This is a genomic window from Paenibacillus sp. FSL K6-3182, from assembly GCF_037976325.1.
Lineage (GTDB): Bacteria > Bacillota > Bacilli > Paenibacillales > Paenibacillaceae > Pristimantibacillus.
This window is the reverse complement of record NZ_CP150265.1, coordinates 1,040,947-1,059,698: the sequence shown is the minus strand read 5'-3', so window position 1 is coordinate 1,059,698 and position 18,752 is coordinate 1,040,947. Positions and strand designations below refer to the sequence as shown.

At 48.3% G+C, this 18,752-nt stretch carries 14 protein-coding genes; 4 read left to right on the top strand and 10 right to left on the bottom strand.

The window, feature by feature from the left end:
* Positions 1 to 36: 36 nt before the first annotated feature.
* The 5 genes from MHH56_RS04620 to MHH56_RS04600 form a co-directional block, all read right to left on the bottom strand.
* A complete protein-coding gene (locus tag MHH56_RS04620) occupies positions 37 to 2,091 on the bottom strand; it encodes an iron ABC transporter permease (protein WP_339206922.1) in 2,055 nt (684 codons plus the stop codon).
* Positions 2,092 to 2,099: 8 nt separating this feature from the next.
* A complete protein-coding gene (locus MHH56_RS04615; RefSeq protein WP_339206921.1) occupies positions 2,100 to 3,110 on the bottom strand; it encodes an iron-siderophore ABC transporter substrate-binding protein in 1,011 nt (336 codons plus the stop codon).
* A 245-nt stretch (positions 3,111 to 3,355) separates the two neighbouring features.
* The gene (locus MHH56_RS04610) at positions 3,356 to 4,663 is read right to left on the bottom strand and encodes a 6-phospho-beta-glucosidase (RefSeq protein WP_339206919.1); all 1,308 of its coding nucleotides are present in this window, start codon (positions 4,661 to 4,663) and stop codon (positions 3,356 to 3,358) included.
* Between the two features lie 34 nt (positions 4,664 to 4,697).
* A complete protein-coding gene (locus tag MHH56_RS04605) occupies positions 4,698 to 5,669 on the bottom strand; it encodes a BadF/BadG/BcrA/BcrD ATPase family protein (RefSeq protein WP_339206917.1) in 972 nt (323 codons plus the stop codon).
* Between the two features lie 91 nt (positions 5,670 to 5,760).
* Positions 5,761 to 6,612, bottom strand: a complete 852-nt coding sequence (locus tag MHH56_RS04600) for an AraC family transcriptional regulator (protein ID WP_339206915.1) — start codon at positions 6,610 to 6,612, stop codon at positions 5,761 to 5,763.
* A gap of 253 nt (positions 6,613 to 6,865) precedes the next feature.
* On the opposite strand from MHH56_RS04600, the gene MHH56_RS04595 reads away from it, so the two are divergent.
* The 4 genes from MHH56_RS04595 to MHH56_RS04580 all read left to right on the top strand — a co-directional run bounded on the left by MHH56_RS04595 (position 6,866) and on the right by MHH56_RS04580 (position 9,655).
* A complete protein-coding gene (locus tag MHH56_RS04595) occupies positions 6,866 to 7,510 on the top strand; it encodes a TetR/AcrR family transcriptional regulator (protein WP_339206913.1) in 645 nt (214 codons plus the stop codon).
* An 80-nt stretch (positions 7,511 to 7,590) separates the two neighbouring features.
* Positions 7,591 to 8,187: a permease gene (locus MHH56_RS04590; protein WP_339206911.1), complete on the top strand. Its 597-nt coding sequence runs from the start codon at positions 7,591 to 7,593 to the stop codon at positions 8,185 to 8,187.
* A gap of 190 nt (positions 8,188 to 8,377) precedes the next feature.
* Positions 8,378 to 8,902 (top strand): PadR family transcriptional regulator, encoded by a 525-nt coding sequence (locus MHH56_RS04585; RefSeq protein ID WP_339206909.1) that lies wholly within the window; start codon positions 8,378 to 8,380, stop codon positions 8,900 to 8,902.
* A complete protein-coding gene (locus MHH56_RS04580) occupies positions 8,903 to 9,655 on the top strand; it encodes a CPBP family intramembrane glutamic endopeptidase (protein WP_339206907.1) in 753 nt (250 codons plus the stop codon).
* Positions 9,656 to 9,742: 87 nt separating this feature from the next.
* On the opposite strand, the gene guaA is transcribed toward MHH56_RS04580, so the two are convergent.
* The 5 genes from guaA to MHH56_RS04555 form a co-directional block, all read right to left on the bottom strand.
* Positions 9,743 to 11,281 carry a glutamine-hydrolyzing GMP synthase gene (guaA, locus tag MHH56_RS04575; RefSeq protein ID WP_339206906.1) on the bottom strand — a complete coding sequence of 513 codons (1,539 nt, stop codon included), beginning with the start codon at positions 11,279 to 11,281 and terminating at the stop codon, positions 9,743 to 9,745.
* A 584-nt stretch (positions 11,282 to 11,865) separates the two neighbouring features.
* Positions 11,866 to 14,847 carry a transglutaminase domain-containing protein gene (locus MHH56_RS04570; protein WP_339206904.1) on the bottom strand — a complete coding sequence of 994 codons (2,982 nt, stop codon included), beginning with the start codon at positions 14,845 to 14,847 and terminating at the stop codon, positions 11,866 to 11,868.
* Complete coding sequence (locus MHH56_RS04565) at positions 14,834 to 16,330, bottom strand: DUF58 domain-containing protein (RefSeq protein ID WP_339206903.1); 1,497 nt, start codon at positions 16,328 to 16,330, stop codon at positions 14,834 to 14,836. Before MHH56_RS04565 ends, MHH56_RS04570 begins: the two co-directional genes overlap by 14 nt.
* Complete coding sequence (locus MHH56_RS04560) at positions 16,327 to 17,346, bottom strand: MoxR family ATPase (protein WP_339206902.1); 1,020 nt, start codon at positions 17,344 to 17,346, stop codon at positions 16,327 to 16,329. Before MHH56_RS04560 ends, MHH56_RS04565 begins: the two co-directional genes overlap by 4 nt.
* A gap of 88 nt (positions 17,347 to 17,434) precedes the next feature.
* Positions 17,435 to 18,751: a polysaccharide deacetylase family protein gene (locus MHH56_RS04555; RefSeq protein WP_339206900.1), complete on the bottom strand. Its 1,317-nt coding sequence runs from the start codon at positions 18,749 to 18,751 to the stop codon at positions 17,435 to 17,437.
* Between the last annotated feature and the right edge of the window lies 1 nt (position 18,752).

Sequence of the window (18,752 nt, the reverse complement as noted above, 5' to 3'; positions counted from 1 at the left end):
GTACAACATTCGTTTTTAGCAAACATTTCTAACATTCTACCTTTTTTTGACTAGTGAACGGTACATAAGAAACAGGAAGTATGGAGCTCCAATCAGCATAATGATGAGCCCGGAAGGAATCTCCTTTGGAGCCATCACCGTTCTTCCAATCGTATCCGCAATTACGAGCAGCAAGGCGCCGAGCAGACCTGACAGGATGATCGAGCGCCTTGTGTGATGTCCGACCATCATCCTTACCGCATGCGGCGCCATCAATCCAAGGAAACCAATCGTTCCTACGCTCGCCACCGCTCCCGCAGCAAGCAGCACGCCAATGATCATAGCCCAAAGCCGTGTGCCTTTGACCGGTAAGCCAAGACCTGTCGAGCTTTCATCTCCGAAGGCGAGCAGATCAAATTTCCTGCTCAAATAATAGGCCGCCGGTACAAGAATAAGCAGAAAAATGAAAATGCTGTTAAAATGGCTCCAGCTTCGGCCATACGTCGTTCCCGTTAGCCAAACAAATGCCGTGCTGCTCCATAGGCTTGCCTTTACGATCATCGCCTGAATGCCAGCAGCTCCGATGGCGGACACCGCGATGCCAAGCAGGATGAGAACGGATGGGTTAAGCGATTTGCGCCAAGCTAAGAAAAATACAACAGCGGCAGCTAAAGCGCCGCCTGTAATAGCGGCAATGGGCAGCGCGAAGATCGGCAGCGTTGGCCATGCAACGAGCACGACCAAGGCGCCAAAGCCCGCACCCGAGGTGACGCCGATAATAGAAGCATCTGCGAGCGGATTGCGAACAGCGCTTTGAATGAGCACGCCGCTGATTGCGAGCGCGATGCCTCCCCCTGCTGCAACGAGGGTGCGCGGAAGCCTTAGATTCAGCAGCACAGAGTAGGAATCGTCACCTGCTCCGAATAGGCTTCTAAGCAATTCCATGATCGGAATTTTTGTACCGCCGAGCGACAAGCTAACGAGAACGACCGCAGCCAGCAATACGGTCATGGCTAAGGCAGTCGGTGCAAAACGCAAGCGGAATGGAGCACCTCCAATGCTCATCGACGACTGTCCTGAGCCCGAACCAGAAATATTTTTCATCTTGGTAAGCACCAGCCAAATGAGCCAAGGCGCCCCGATAATCGCCATGACGGCGCCTACCGGCATTTCGCCGAGACTGCTTCGTACCATGCGGGCAAGCACATCCGCTGCCGTTATGAGCAGCGCTCCCCAAAGCGCGTTCGCTGGAATAAGCAAACGATGATTTCGTATGCCGGAGAGCCTAACCAAATGCGGAGCTACAAGACCAACGAAACCAATCGGCCCTACGACGCTGACCACGATGGCTGCCATAAGCACAGAGAGCGCCAGCCCTCCCGCCCGGGTTAAGCCTACGCGCTGCCCTAATGAACGAGCAGTCGATTCGTCCAGCTCGAGCGCATCGAACTTGCGTCCGGCAAGTATCGCAATGACGAGCAATGCCGCCACAAGCGGCCAAGCATACTTCACGCCGCTCCAATCAAGCTGAATTAATGTGCCTCCACCCCAAAGAAACAACGATTGCGTTTCCGTCGCTTTAAAAATATGTATTGCCGACGTAAACGCACCGAGCACCATCGAGACGATCATCCCTGATAGCGCTAGCCGAACCGGCGTTGCCGCCCGCCCGCCGCCAAGAAAATAAGCAGCCAATGCCGCAAGGAAGCCTCCCACTGCCGCCAGCAGGAAAGGTGCCTCATGCTGCAGTGCAGGAAAAGCGACCATGCCGAGCACAACCATAAAATAGGCTCCAGCATTAATGCCCAGTGTATCGGAGGCCGCAAGCGGGTTTTTCGTTATCGTTTGCAATAACGCTCCTGCCGCCGCTAACGCAGCTCCCGCTATAATGCCGATAACGGTCCGCGGCATCCTAATATCCCAAAGCAAATTATGCTCCATCACATCCTGCCGATGAAGCAAGCCGTCAAATACGACTGCCGCTGGAATCTTTGCTTCCCCGAAGCAAAGACTCAGTATGAACAGAAAGAAAAGGGCGGCAAGGCCGCCCCCAAATATACCAATCATTCGCCAAATCATACCCAATGAGGCTTCTTTATTTTGCTTCTTCATGAGCTCGCTCATTTCGTTAATGTATTTACGACTTGGTCTACGATGACTTTGGAGGAGATCGGACCGCCGAACACCCATGTCGTGCTGTCGAGAGCAAACGTACGTTTTTCTTTCACGAAATTAAGACCGTTCCATACCGAATTGTCTTTCAGTGTGCCTGAAAAAATGTCGTCATCCTTTTGAACGATATAGATCAGGTTCGTATCTTGAATAGCCGGCAGTGCTTCTACCGTCGAAGTAGTAAAGCCATACATTTCAAACTGCTCCGGTTTCCAATCGTTTTTGAGGCCAATACGATCCAGCGTTTGAACCGCTAGCGAATTATCCATGAATAGACGCATCGTTGCAGCATTCTGATAGCTGAATGCTTGCGTCAGCACATAGTTCAAGCCTTCTTTGCCTGCTGCAGCAAGCTTCGTTTTTGCGTCCGCATAATGCTGATCCAGATCGGCAATTACTTTGTCGCCTTCTGATGTTTTGCCGACTGCTGCCGCAATAGATTTGAATATATCGATCATCTGCGTGTATTGGTCGCCTTTGCCTTCAGCCGGATAAAGGCTGAATAGCAGCGTTGGCGCAATGCCTTTCAGCTGATCGTAGATCGCTTCGTGGCTGTCCGTAATTCCAATAATGAGGTCAGGCTTCAAGGCTGCGATCGTCTCAAGGTTTGGCTCGTGGCGGAAACCAACGTCCGTCACGCTTGCATCAAGCGGCGCCTCTCCCGTTACCCATTGCTTATAACCCTCGTTGTCCGCGCTGCCTACTGGCTGCATTCCAAGGGCGATCATGTCCTCTGTAAACGTCCACTCCAGCACAACAACCTTTTGAGCCGGCTTCTCAAGGGTAACCTCACCTTTCGCATCCTTCACGACAATCGGACCATCCGCTTTCGCGCCAGCGTCGTTCGTAGCAGGAGCGTTAGTGCTTGCCTTGTTGTTCGCCGCATTATTCGCACCGCAGCCTGCAGCCACCACCATTACGACGATGACCATAATCAAACTCATTAATCGTTTGTTCATTTTTTTCTTACCCCCTATTTGTTTAAACCCTGCTTCATTCGCTGGGTTGATAACTGATTTTCATGTGTTGATAATGATTATCATGTTCAAATACCTTTGTTATCATATAATCGATAGCATTAGATGTCAATGTAAATATTTTGTATTTTCAGCTAATTCCCAATGCGAAATCTATAATTAAAAGCAAGCCAAAAAGGGCGGGAGCTGTGCTCCTGCCCTTCCTGACGACTGCTTAGCAGCCTAGTTTATTCTTTGAAAAAATTCGGCAAATACTTTTTGTTCGCCTCAAGCATTTCTTCAAGCAACGCCTTAGCCACCGCTACGCTTGGAACAAGCGGGTGATGAACGAGTGCTTGCAGCGCGATCCCTTTATCTCCGCTGATTGCAGCTTCAATAGTAAGCGATTCATACGTTTTTACAGCATGCATAAGACCTTTAATTTGCTCTGGAACACGCTGCAAAGGCAATGGAATCGGGCCTTGAGCCGTAACGACACAGTTAACCTCGATGCTTGCATCTTCAGGCAGAAAATCAATAATGCTGCCGTTTCTAACGTTCAACGTCTGAATATCACGTTTGTCGGTATATAGAGCATGCATCAAGTTAACAGCTGCCTCAGAGTAATAAGCACCGCCGCGCTGCTCAAGCTGTTTTGGCTTCTCCGTCAAATTAACATCCTTGTACAGCTCAAACAATTCCGTTTCGACCCGGCTTACAACTTCTGCGCGCGTGCCGTTTTTCTCTAGCGAGTCTTTCATATCCGCGAGCATCGAATCCGTCATATAGAAATAACGGAGGTAATACGTTGGTATCGCGCCTAATGAGCGAAGGAAATCTGCATCCCAGTCAAACGCGGTTACGTTTGTAGCTGAATAGTCGCGACCGGCTCCGATCATCTCATTCAATTTATCCTCACCGTTTACATAAGCGGCTGTAACCCAGTGCAAATGATTGATCCCTACGAATTCAGGCAATACTTCACTCTCGCTAACGCCATACTCTTTAGCCAGAAACTTTTGAAAGTTAATTGGTGAATTGCATAGTCCTACTGTTTTTACTTTGCTGTATTTTTGAACCGCTTCGGTTACAATACCCGCTGGATTTGTGAAATTAAGCATCCATGCATTCGGTGCAAGCTCTTCAATATCCTTACAAATATCCAGAATGACAGGTACAGTACGAAGTGCTTTAAACATGCCGCCTGGTCCAGTCGTCTCTTGTCCAATTACACCATGTGAAATAGGAATATGCTCATCACGGCGTCTTGCTTCCAGCAAACCTACCCGCATTTGTGTCGTAACGAAATCTGCACCAGCGATCGCTTCACGACGGTCAAGCGTTAGTTTCACTTCGATTGGCAGGCCAGCTTTCTCTACCATCCGCTTCGCAAGCTCGCCAACGATTGCCAGCTTATGACGACCTTCTTCGATATCAACAAGCCAAAGCTCACGAATCGGCATTTCATCATATTTTTTAATAAAGCCTTCTACGATTTCTGGCGTATACGAGGAACCGCCGCCAATGACGGCGACCTTTAGTGGTTTTTTGGACATGTGAATGAGCCTCCCTTAAATGTTTAAACTATTTTTAAAATGTAATTTTTCTAAGTGCTGCGTCTACCGCTTCATCAATCACAATGCCGCTGCTATCCATCGCACTCATTACTGCACCAATAACCGGATCGACCGTCAATCTGACTGTCTGCGCTTGCGGCGAAACTGCTACAACAGCTTCACTGATTGCATCGACCATATGTGTAGAGCCGCCTCGCGACATTACGCTACCAGCAAGGACAACATCGAATTTTTCTTGTTCCATGCCTAGCCGCTTAATTAATGCATTAACAGAGTTCGCATGCTCACGTCCAGCCTCCTGCAAAAGACGAATCGCTACTGCATCACCCAGTGCTGCAGCTTCAAACATAACCTTCGCAAGCTCATGGGACGGACGTTTGCCGTTGTCCAGCGCATCATTGTACATCTCTTGAACCGTGTGATACCCAAGCCGCTGGGGAACCATTTCGCTAAGAAGCGTCGCTTGCTCTCTTCCTTCCCAAGCACGAATTGCACTCCGGAAAGCGTGGATAGCCAGATCCGATCCGGAACCATGCCCATCCCCGAATAAATAACCAAAGCCGCCATATTGCAGCTCTTCGCCCTGAGGGTTGCGGGCAGCAGCGTTAAAGCCAGTTCCGCTAATGATGACCGCTCCGTATGATCGGTTCGTCCCTGCACGCATACCAATCATGGTGTCGCATGCTATCGCGTGATTTTTATAGTCAAGTGAAGCAATCATCGGTCTTAAAATTGCATAGTCAGGCTCACGATCTGCTCCAGCAAGTCCGAAATAGGCAAATGTCACCTGATCCTTCGTCACGCCTGCATCCTGAAGCGCTTGCTGACAAGCATGATCTATGCTGTTTTTTGCTGCTTCAAAAGCGGTTTGGTGATTTCCATTTCCGCCGAGGCCTCTGCCAAGTACACGTCCTGTCTCATCTACGAGCAGAGCATGTGTCTTGCTGCCTCCTGCATCTATACCAAGGAAAATAATATCGCTCACACTCCTTATTTGTACTTTCTTCTATTTTAAAATAAAAAACATCGTTCTTCTAATGAAAAAGAACGATGTTATAATACTATCTTACTGTCTTTTAGGATCGCAGCTCGGATGGGAGCTTCCCCACATGCTGCTTGAACAGCCGATTGAAATTAGATAAATTGCGAAATCCGCATTCAGCTGCGACTTCAATAATCTTTTTGTCTGTGGATTCAAGAAGATAAGCCGCCTGTGACAGCCGCATCTGAATCAAATAATCCATGGGCGAGGTCCCAACAACCTGAACAAACAACGTGCTGAAGCGCGATGGACTCAAATGCGCAGCCTCTGCGAGCTCTCCAAGCGTCCATGGATAGGAAATATCAGCCTCGATGTCATTCAGCACGCCTCGAATCGTTTCCATACCCCGCACATGCTGCGCTCCCGTTTCGTTATTTTTTGCGAAATAACGATTGACGAATGCAAGCAATTGAATAAGCTTCGCCCGCACCACCACTTCAAAATGCGGCTCCTTCAGCTCAAACTCAGCAGACATGTCCTTAATAATGCCGCCAAGCTCTCCCAGCTTCGGATGCTCTCGATCAAGCACATGATCAAATCTTAACCCAATATCCCGAAATGGAATAAGCAGCTCCGCATCGTAGCGCTGCTCTAACGCAAGGTAAGACGAATCAAACATAATAATGCTCATGACCAGTTCCTCTGATTCAAATGCACGGTGCAAATCATTGGAATGAATAAGTACGATGTCTCCTTGCTGGAAGTCATAACGGCTCCCGTTAATCAGATAGTAGCCGCTCCCCTTCTGTATGTAATTAATTTCGAGCGCTTTATGCCAATGCAGTCTTTGAAAGGTCGGGGATACCCCTACAGATTGCGAAATTGTTATTGGAAAAGCCAGCGGCAGCTCAATCCGATCTTCGCTGATTGAAGGATATTGGTTCATTGTATTCTCCTTAAAGTTTTGCGAATGCAAAACTACTTCGTAAGCATGGGCTTAGGTTTTCGTAGAAAACCTACTTCGTAAGCATCGGCTTAGTTTTGCAAATGCAAAACTACTCCATTAAAACGAGGTTGAATTTACTATTGTTCTCATCAAAGATTATAGCAGAAATCAGCCTCTTGACGACATCTGTAAGCATTTTGTATTATATAACCATCGGTTAGTAACCGGTGGTTACTAACGTAAAAAGGAGTGAATGATCATCGCTACTAAAAAAGAATTACGCGCAGAGGAAACAAAACGCGCCATCATCGCCGCAGCTGAGAAGCTGTTCGGGGAACGCGGATACGATTCCGTTTCAATAAGAGAAATTGCTAAGGAAGCCGGCTGTTCTCATACTACGATCTATATTTATTTTCAAGATAAAGAAGCATTGCTTCATGCCTTATCTATGCAGCCCTTACAGCTGTTAAAGGGTGAATTAGACACACTTGCAAAAGACGCCTTCTTATCCGCTGACGACAAGCTTAAGCGAATGAATGATTTGTTTATTCGGTTCTGCTTAAACAACAGAAGCATGTACGCTATATTTTTTGAGGTTAAGTCCTCCCGTGTCGATGAACTGGAGCCTGAGCTAGATATAAATCGTGTGCGCAATCAGATGTTCAACGTTATCGTCCAGCTTTTGAAAACAAATCTTAATTTGCCTGAAGGCGAGCAGCTCCTAAGCTGTTCACGCATTTATTTCTATATGCTGCGCGGGATTGTTGGCACCTATACGCATTCGGAAGAGAGTGTGGACGCCATTTTCAGCCGACTCTCCACTACTTTTGATCATGCCTTTGAAGCACTCCTTATTGGATTCGACAAGCAGATAAACGAAAGAAGGATTGATACATGACATTTTTATTGTTTCTCTTTCTATTTATCGTCGTATGCGGCTGGCTTGATGTACGAATTGAACGAAAGGTGGCGAAGTAAATGCTGGCTGGACATTTTGGACTTGCGGCCATTGTAAAAACGATGGAGCCCAAGGTACCCTTGTGGGTTTTGATGGCTAGCACACAGCTTCTCGATATCGCATTTATCCCGCTCCTGCTCACAGGGTCAGAATCTATTGATAAAATAGGCGACGGTGGTTATGGTGAAGCTGTTATCCATGCTGACTATACGCATTCTCTGACTGGAGCTTTGCTAATAGCGGTTGCTGCTGCTTTAATTTCATGGCGGATATGGAATAAGCGAAGTGCAGCCGTCATTGGCTCACTGGTCTTCAGCCATTGGTTGATTGACCTGCTTGTTCATCGCAGCGACATGCCGCTCCTGCCCGGAAATTTAGGCGGTTTCCCTCTACTCGGCTTCGGACTCTGGGAACTGCCGGCAATTAGCGCCATATTAGAGCTGTCCCTAGTTCTAACGGGTGCCGGCTTGTATTTATGGTCCATTAAGAAACGAACGGCAAAGCAAAAGTATGCTGGTTCCACTGCCTCTAAACCAACGGTACGAACCTATGGCGCAGGCTGGATCATGGCGGTATTCCTAATTCTTACATTTGCGGCCGATTATTTCTCACTCTAATATACAGATCATTCAAAGCCCAAAAACTCCACGAACCAGCCAGCAGGCTGATGAGCGAGTTGCGGGCTTTTTTCTTTATTTTAAAATACCTCTCATTTTCTCGATTAATACTCTTGACAAAGTATTCCATTCGAGTTACATTACATATATCAAATAGATATATCAACTTGATACATTAAGGAGAACGAAAATGATCGAGCTAGTTACTTTAGGAATGCTGATGCAAGGAAAAATGAGCGGATATGATATTAAAAAAATAACAGAGCAATCAATCGGGATCTTTTACAAAATGAGCTATGGAAGCCTGTACCCCGGACTTAAGCGTCTAGTGGAAAGTGCATACGTGACAGAAGAAGAAACGAATGACAGCAAAAACAAAAAGATTTACAGCATTACAAGCGAAGGGCAGAAACATTTTATGCAGTGGCTAAGAGAACCCCTTCAATCGAACAAACGCGAGTATCTCATTAAAATCTTCTTTTACGATTACCTTGATGAGCCTACGAAAAAACAAAACTTAATGGCGTATCAACAAAACATCGCGCGCAACATCGCACAAATGGAGGCTGTTCAGTCCATCGTGTCCAAGGAGCTGGAGCAGCTCGAAGATAAAAACGCTTATTATTACCGCGTATCTGTCATGCATTACGGCTCGCATTTTTTCAAGATGGAAAATGAATTTTTAAAAAAAATAATAGAAAAAGAGGAATTCTAAATGATTACAACGGACAGCTTTACAGTTAAAAGACCTATTGTTGCGCTTATTCTAATCGAGCTTATGCTGATGATTTTTGTAGCCGGCGGCAGCGCCTATGTATCGATTGCTGAACTTACGCATCCACTCGCTCCATTTCTAGGCTTTATTCCGATAGCATTATTTCTAGTAATCTATATGACGGTAAAAAAACGTTGGAGCACCTTTTATTTCAGCGGTGTTTCCAAGCTTACAAAGCAGCAATGGCTTGAATATCTTCCTCTGCTGCTCGTTTTAATCGTCTTATTGATCGCTAACAAAGGCTTTCAACCCGCTTCCTTCTCGTTTTTCGCTTATATGCTGCTGTCACAGCTGTTCTTAGTAGGATTTGTAGAGGAAACATTGTTCCGGGGAATGATGCTGCGGATTCTAATGCCAAAAGGAAAAATGACAGCTGTCATCGTCTCCAGCGCGTTGTTTGGTGTCACACACGCTTTGCAGGCGCTTGGCGGCCAATCGATAGAGGATACTCTTTTGCAAATTGGATATGCGTTTATAGTGGGCTTTGTATTGGCGATGCTGGTCGTTCGGAACCGCGCCATCCTGCTCACAATCCTTTTCCACGGCTTGCACAATTTCCTTAACTTCACAGGCAATGATCCAGGCACACATCTATACGACTATCTCGTCATCGCTATTCTTGCCGTTCAATTAATTTGGCTGCTTTCTTCCTCCAAAAAAAATTCGATTAACACAAACACCATTTACACCTAGCATGAAGTGCTAGCATCAGCTCCAGCTTAAATAAAAAAAAGACTGGATTATCGGAAAACCGATGCTCCAGTCTTTTTAAATGTATACCTATTCCCACTCAATTGTAGCAGGCGGTTTCGAAGTTACGTCGTAGACGATACGGTTAACGTTGTCTACTTCATTAACGATACGTACGGATATTTTCTCAAGCACATCCCAAGGGATACGTGCCCAGTCTGCTGTCATTCCGTCGATTGAAGTTACGGCGCGGATACCAACTGTGTACGAATACGTACGAGCATCGCCCATAACGCCTACGCTCTTCATGTTCGGAAGCGCAGTGAAGTATTGCCAAATTTCACGGTCAAGACCAGCTTTTGCAATTTCATCACGAAGAATCGCATCCGACTCACGAACGATATGAAGCTTGTCCTCTGTTACTTCGCCTAGGACACGAATCGCAAGACCCGGACCTGGGAATGGCTGACGCCATACGATAGCTTCTGGAAGGCCACATTCTTCGCCGACTTTACGAACCTCATCCTTGAATAGCGCTTTAAGAGGCTCGATAAGTTTAAACTTAATGTCCTCAGGCAAACCGCCAACATTGTGGTGAGATTTAATCGTTTGAGCTGTAGCTGTACCGCTCTCCACGATGTCTGTGTAAAGTGTGCCTTGTGCCAAAAATTCAAAGTCATCCAGCTTGTCCGACTCTTCTTGGAACACATAAATAAATTCGTTGCCGATAATTTTACGTTTTTGCTCTGGATCTTCTACGCCCTTCAGCTTGCCAAGGAAACGCTCTTGCGCGTCGATTTTGAGCACTTTCATATCAAATTTGCCTACGAATGTTTCCATAACGCCTTCAGCTTCACCTTTGCGGAGCATGCCGTGGTCGATAAACATACAAGTAAGCTGATCGCCGATCGCTTTGTGAAGAAGAATAGCTACAACAGAAGAATCTACGCCGCCGGAAAGCGCGCATAGTACTTTTTTGTCGCCAACTTCATTACGAATATCACGAATAGCATCTTCAATGAACGATTCCATCGTCCATTTGCCATCACAATCACAAACATTGTAAAGGAAGTTGCGAATCATTTCATTACCGAATTCAGAGTGACGAACCTCTGGGTGGAATTGAACGGCAAAGAATCCGCGGTCTGGATTGCTCATCGCTGCAACAGGAGCATGATCCGTGCTTGCATCTACTTTGAAGCCTTCAGGCAGCTCAACTACGTGGTCGCCGTGGCTCATCCAAACGGTTTGAACTTTATCTAAGCCAAAGCCGATTTGCGAACCTTCCACAAATTCTACTTCTGCTTTTCCGTATTCACGTTTGCCAGCGCGCTCAACCTTACCATTAAGCTGATGCGACATAAGCTGCATACCGTAGCAGATACCGAAAATTGGAATGTTCAAATCATAAATCTCAGGGTCAACCATTGGTGAATTTTCCTCATAAACGCTTGCCGGTCCTCCCGAGAATACGATACCCTTCGGCTGTAGTTCACGGATCCGTTCTACCGACGTGTTATACGGCAATAGCTCGCTATATACGCCCAAATCACGAATACGGCGCGCAATAAGTTGGTTATATTGTCCTCCAAAATCGAGTACAACGATGATTTCATTTTGCTTAGTCATTACCGAGCCTCCCTCAAATTATGTAGTAATTATATATAAGGCTGTTTAAGCGAGTCAAGGCAAAGCGGAGTGACAATTCATTGAAGTAAAAATGTAACCGCTTATCTGCTTGATTATAGGCTTATAAATAGAATGTTATTTATTGTGCCAAGTCATACGGAATAGTTGAAAAAAATATGAGTAGTTGCAGGCTGCTGCTTCATTTCATCCACCCTTTTTTCATGCGGATGCCTAAGTTAAGGGCAGATTATATAGTAAAAACGCTTGGTAATTCTGCATTATGCTTATTGCGAGTGTTTCAACAGCCGCTTGAGAAAATAACGGGAAAAGCTCCTGTTAAAATGTCTCATAATGAGCTTTTCAGCGAATTAACAGAAAAAACTCCCGTTAATTCTCGAGAAATAGCCATCATCAGCTAAATCATCAACAATTAACGGGAGAAATTCCTCCTATTGCAGAAAAAGCTCAAAAGTACACCATATTAACGGTAGTTTTTCCAGCTAAACTGCGTTTCATGTTTCGTTATATAAATCGACTTAAAGCTTTACCCTTTAGGTGCCAAAATGTATCATCGTCTCCTGCAACTATTTAGGAGCCTTGACTGGCAAATCGCTTCTCTTCTGCTTTTGCAGATTATCCGCGGAGTGCTTCTTCACTTTCTGAATCGGCTGCTTGTCCAGCACTCGCAGAACCGTCCGCAGTGCAGAAGGAGTAGGTGCACCCGGCCAAGGACCGGGCGCAGCAAAATGTGCTTCCTCAAGCCAGCTAGTGAGCTGGCGCAGCGCGTCCTGCTGCTCCGCACCGAGCGTCGGCTCAGCGGCGCTCGCATATTCACGCGCCGTTTGCCCCGGCGCCTGCACGCCGAAACGGCGCTGCAGCAGCGGCGCTAACGCGCTGCTCACAGCAATGAAGCTCGCGCGAATCCGCCCATCAGCGTCGCGCGGCGTTTTTCCACTGCGCGGCGCCATATCCTCCGCCGCGCCGCCAGTGTCAGAGCGCAAGCGCGCGATCGCCGCTGGCGCTGCATCCATGTCCGTCACAGGTTCATGTGACGGATAGGGCGCGGCTGCGCCGGCGAGCTTCGCGATGCCGGCGTGAGCCGCGCCATAACTGCGCAGCGCCAGCGAGAGGCGAAGCCGCTGGTGCTGCGCCGCAGCAATGGCCGCGGCCGCAAGCGCTAGCGCGGCCGCGCCTGCGGTAACTACAGCGGCGGGCGATGCCGCCGCTGCGCTCTTGGCGGCGCTTTGCGCCGCATGCACGAGGGCGTCTGCTCCTCGTGCAATGGCTGCTGCCGCCGCCTCGAATGAAGCAGCGACCCGCGATAAACTGGACTCGCTATGGCCACTTGCTCCGGTTGCTGCTGTTCCTGCTGCGCCCATCGCAGGAGCAGCAAGTTGTCCGTCCACAGAACCGACGGACGCGATAGTCGATACATCGCTAAATCCCGGCGTCGGATCAAAGGGTACCCAGCCTGCGCCTGGGAAATATACTTCAACCCAAGCATGCGCATCTGAGCTTCTAACCTCATAATCCACCAGCTTCAAACTATTTTCAGTGGTTTGCCCAGCACTGCTGCTTCCTGCGCTTAGCCCTTCCCTATTCAAACTTTCTGTACTCGAATTAAGCGTTCCTTGCTTCCCGCTATCATTACTTCCGCCGCTCTTATTTAGCGCTCCTTGAGCTCCGCTATCATGACTCCCACTACTCAGCTTTTCATTCTTCATACTTCCTGTACTCGTATCTATCGTTCCTTGCGACCCGCTATCATTACTTACACCGCTCGTACTCAGCGAGCCTATCTCCGCGCTCTCCCCCACTGGAGTGCCTGAAGTAAAGCCTTTCACCCACCTAGCGGGTATCCCTTGCGAACGAAGCAATACAACCATGGCTGTGGAGAAATGCACACAATAGCCTTGCCGCTGCTCGAAGAGGAAATGATCAACGAAGTCGCTTCCTTCCGGCGGAACTGCACTGTCCTCCAGCGAGTAGGTATAGCTCGCTTTCAAAAAGTCCTCGATCGCCTTCACCTGATCGTAGCGGCTTGTAACCCCGCCGCCCGCAACCTCAGCAGCTAATGCAGTTACGCGGCTTGGCAGACTGCTGGGCAGCTGCAAATAGGGCTCAAGCTCCGCAGCGCTTTCTACTGTTGCCGCTTGTGCTCCGTCACCTGTCGATAAATTATCGTCAGCGGTACTGCTCAAAGCGCGCAATTGTGCTTCATCCGTTATGGAGAGCACACTCTCTATTGTATATTTCTCAATCTTCGCCGTATCCGATTGTGCGTATAAAGAGCCTTTATCCGCATTGTATACGTAACTTCCAAGCTTCCTGCGCGGATCAGCTGTAACAAGCTCTGTCACATTGCCAAAGTGGCCTGATGCAAAGAGCGGCATCCCCGCTGTCGGCTTAGACCAAACGACAGTTTGCCGAATGAGCGGACCCAGCTGCTTATTTCCAGCTTCTGCTGCCGCCTCAGTGGAGGCTGCTGCATCCGAGCCTCGAATAGGAAGCAAAACTGGGCTGCCCGCGGTATCAATCCAGCCCCGGCCGTCGTACACCTGCTTTGACTCCCCGCGCCAGTAAGCTTTCTCAGTGGAGCTGCCTGTAAATAATACGCTGTTATCCTTTTGTACAGGTGCTCCCAGCACGCCGTCATCAAAGCCATAACCCGTAAATGCACTGCCTAATCGTTCAAATCCGGTTTGCCCCATTACATGGATCGACCCTTGCTGATTACCCATAGATTGAATGGTTTGCTCTAAACGATCATTAAGAGAGGCAGTCCAGCTAGCAGGCGGCATCGTTTCACCTTTCCCGCCTGTAAACAAAAGACCGCAGCCAAGTATCGTAAGTACAACAAAAACGGAGCTCGATAACCAGCGCATATCAAGACCTCTAAGCTTGCCGGCACCTGTATTAATCATTCGCTTAACACGCGGTACAGAGACAATGGCACCTAGCAGGAGCCCTTCTGCCACGGTTCGCATTAAGCCTCCCATTACATCCATACCCAGCCAGACATGCAGCGTAATCAAATAAACTAGCGTGAAACATGCGATGCCAAGAGCGGTCTGCCGCATCCATAATAAAGCCTGCAATGCAGGTGCAAGCATCGCCCAGCCTATAAACAGCAGCAAAGTCCGAAGCTCTCCGGACATTGACCACAGCCCATTTTCTATAATCAGAACGAAATGGTCTCTCAACATGCCTGGAAACGCAAGCAGCCATTGCAAACTGCTTTGATCAGCGCTTTTATAAATCCACATGAGACTTAATATGCACAACAAAGCATTCATAATGAACGAAAGTGCCATCGGCAAACGAAAGAGCCCTGCCAGCAGCACCACACCGATAACCAAAATTAGCGGGGCAGGATTATAAATGGCCGACCACTCACCTGCATTCACCCAAGGCAGCAGCCATTCCGATAGCAGTCCGAACAGCAGCAATGTTGTGATCAATCGGTATTCAAACGATTCCTCAGCCGCTTCGCCACGCAGTAAATTATGCTCAGCTTTCAGAGGCTTATCGCTCCTCCCTACTACATCGCTTTTAAGCAAGCTCATGAATGTCGCCTCCTTCTTCGGCATAAGGGAGCGCGTTCATACTCGAAGGGACATGCAGCCACGTCACTTTGACGCCGCCGCTTTCCAACCATTTTTGTTGTTCGCGCATAGCGAAGGTCGGTACATTGCTGCGCGCAATAATAAATAGTTCCAGCCTGCAGCCTTGCTCGCCTGCGAATCCGGCAAGCTCTCCCCAGCTCCGGCCGCCTCTCCAATCCGCAGTAAATACAAGTATCGTACTGCCGCGTGCTTGCAGGTTTGATTCCTCGGCGAGTCTCCCAGCAAGAGAGCCCTTTCCATCTGCGCGAAGCAATGCCATTGCATGCAGCATCTCTGATAAATCAGACTGTGTTCCTCCATCAACAGATGATTGCATGACAGGAGTGCCTTGTCCGAGTAGCAGTGTCACAGCGTGGCCGAGTGAAGCAGACTGTGCTAGTGCAAGCGAAGCCCAGCCTACACAAGCATCAAACAACCGATCGTCCTGCCCATAAGCCGAAGCAAGCGTATCGACAGCAATAACTGTTTTGGCTGGCCGCTCTAAAGGATGGATTTTGGTCTGTAAGCCGCGCCCTTTAGCTGCACTTCGCCAATCCAGATGACGCAGCGAATCTCCCTCGCGATATGGACGGCTGTCTGGCCCAAGTCCCGCCGCACTCACCGCCGCATTGATTTCCTCCCGACCCGCATCTCCTAGGTGATCCGTGCTCGGATCAGCTGTCGAAGATTGCACAGCATATAATGCTGTGCCTCTTGCTCGTTCCGCTTTATGTACCTGATCGGCATAGGGCAGTCCTGGCAGCACTACAAATTCTCCTGCGGTATATAAACGTTTATGGATCGCTGACAAGCCTAGCCAGTCCCCCACTGTAATCGATATAGGCTCGAAGGGATAACGCCCGCGCCGTAAGTTATGAAGAGTATATCGGTAAGTCATCTCTTGGCGGAACATTGGCATTAGCACCGTGCGCACGCTTATTTTCGTATTTTCTGATGAACTTTCATTACTCGTCTCATCAGAAATAGCTATCCATACAATAGGTATGAGCAAAGAACGCTTTATTCTCAGGCTAATTTCGAGCTTCCCGCCTTCTCTTGTCATTTCTTGCGACATCATCCTCATTGCAGTTAATCCCTTGGCAGCCATAATAGGCGCAAGACCGCTAATGATTATAATCATGCTGAATACGGATAGCATAAACCACTCTACTGCACCGCCCCGCATCATGACAGCTGCCAAGCTGCTTGCCCAGCCCGCCGTAATGATACACCAAGCGATCCATCTCGTACGATAAGGATAAGCTAGTTGATCCCATTCCTTGTTTACAAGGACAGCTTCTTTTACTTGTACCGTCGCTGCTCTTTGCCCACTCCTATCAAGCGGAGCTGCGCTGTCACCCTCTTGAGTATAAGTCGTCGTATCAACAGCCTCATTCTCTTGCGTTCCGCCTTGCAATAATTCATCTTGAAAAGGTGTATTCATCGGCGCTTCCCGCTTCCTACTGCAGCAGGCATCGGACACTCACGTATCGTCCGTCTCATAACTGCAGCTGCATCAGCACCAGCCGCAGTCGCGTTAAAACGCAAAGACAAACGATGTGGAAGCACAGCATCAGCTGTCGCCAGCAAGTCATCTGGTATCGCAAATCCGCGTCCTTCCATATACGCATTCGCCTGTGATGCCCGCAGCCAGTCGCGCAGTGCGCGTGGGCTTAAGCCCAGCACAACCTCAGGCGCACGCCTTGTCGCATCGGCTACTTGCACCATATATTCAAGCAGTGCCGGGTGCATGTGAGTCTGCCTTGCCTCAGCCTGCATTTGCAGCCATTCCTCCGTAGCAATGACAGGACGAAGCCGTTCGGGTTCAATTCGATTGCCATTCGCGTATTGCTCGAGCATCCGCTTCTCTTCCGATGAGCCGGGATAACCAATCGTCAGCCTCATCATAAACCGATCCAATTGTGCTTCCGGCAGCGTGTTTGTTCCCTCGAAGCTAAGTGGGTTTTGTGTAGCTATGAGCATAAAAGGAACCGGCAGCTTGCGGGTTTTCCCCTCTACCGTCACTCGTCTTTCCTCCATAGCCTCCAAAAGCGCAGACTGCGTGCGCGGCGACGTTCTGTTAATCTCATCAGCAAGCACCACATTGCCCATAATCGGTCCAGGCCGATAGACCAGCTCACTCGTCCGTGCATCAAGCACGACTCCGCCAACAATATCAGCCGGAAGCATGTCGGACGTAAACTGTATTCGTTTAAAATCTCCACCGACCGCTCTAGCAAACGCCTGAGCGAGCAGTGTCTTGCCAACACCCGGCACATCCTCTAGCAAAACATGTCCGCCAGCCAGAAGTGCAGTTAGCGTATTTCGAATGACCTGCTGCTTGCCTAGCAATACACTCTCTACCTTTACTAGCAATCGATGCAGCAGCACCTGTGGTGCTTCCGGCCAATGACTATAACGTTCCTCTTTAGCATCCTCAGAAAATTGGGGAGAAATCATCGTATAAATCGCCTCCTGAAAAATAAATCTATCTATTTTTCAGTGTCCCCAGCTTTCTCTCACTTTAGACCTGCTAGAAACCTTTCTATTACTCCGTTATCCAAATTTCCCGATCGGTATCGTTGTACACATATCTTGTTATCGCAATTCCAAGTTTTTGCAGCGTCTCACGCACTGGAACAACGATCTGCTTCTTGTGCTCATCCATCACAGGTTTCTCCTTGCCGGATTTCGGCGGTACCTGGTTTGTACTTACGTACGATTCTATGGAATCAGTATTCAGCTCAAGTTCCGTGCTGTCTTCAATCCATTCCACAAGCTTTTGCAGCGACACTTCAATGGCGCCGTTTTTTATTCCGTATTCGCTTGACGCAAGCACGAGACTTTTCTCGCCACGATGCAGAATTAAGTTTGGAACCTGCTTCTTCGTTTGGGCAGACAGGCTGCTTTGACCTAGCTTCTCCGAAAACAGAGTGAGCTTATCTACTTCCTGCTGCGTGACCTGCTTTCTGCTCCACTTGAGTTTGCTTGCCACCCTAAACTGAATAGGTTCAACCTGATCCGTCAGCTTAGCAAATGTGTACCCTTTATCTTTGTAATATTTAATGATGGCTGGCAATGCCTTAACAGACTCAGCATGCCCTGCACTGTCATGAAGCAAAACATTCAGCTTGTTTGCAATCTTTGAGCCTCTAATCGTCGTCATAATCTCAGAGGCTGGCACGCCTTGCCGCTTTGAATCTCCACTGTCTACATTCCAGTCATGCACCTGATAACCTGCCGCTTTCATCGCATCGAAGTATCCCTGATCAAAATTGCTATATGTGCCGCCCGGCGCGCGAACTAAGGTGGTTCTAACCCCAGTTGTACGATAGATAGCTTCATCCGTTTTCATCACCTGATCAGCAAATTCAGCAAAACTTCCGTATAAACGATCATATTTATGGTCGAACGTATGATTGCCAATCCCATGTCCTTCCTTCACGATCCGTTTAACTAATTCCGGCTGCTTCAGCACATGTTCACCAAGCACAAAAAAAGTCGCCGTGATCCCTTCCCGCTTCAAAATATCCAGCACCTGCTCTGTATTCTTACTAGGTCCGTCATCGAATGTTAAATACAAAATCTTTTGATCTGATCCTAGTAAATCTGCTTTAACTCTATCATTTTGCGATGAAGCAGCAGGTGACGACTTGCCTTGCTCCAGCTTTTTCCCGGTATCGTAAGATGCCTGCACCGTTAGAAGCGGCATCGCCTCATAATTCGTAACCGCAGCAGCGGCACTTGCCTGTACGATCTTCTGATCACTTGCAGCATCGTCTTTATTCACTCCAAAACCATCAGGCTTAAACAAACCAAAACAAACAACTAGTATACAAATCGCTACCCGCCACATCCGCTGCATT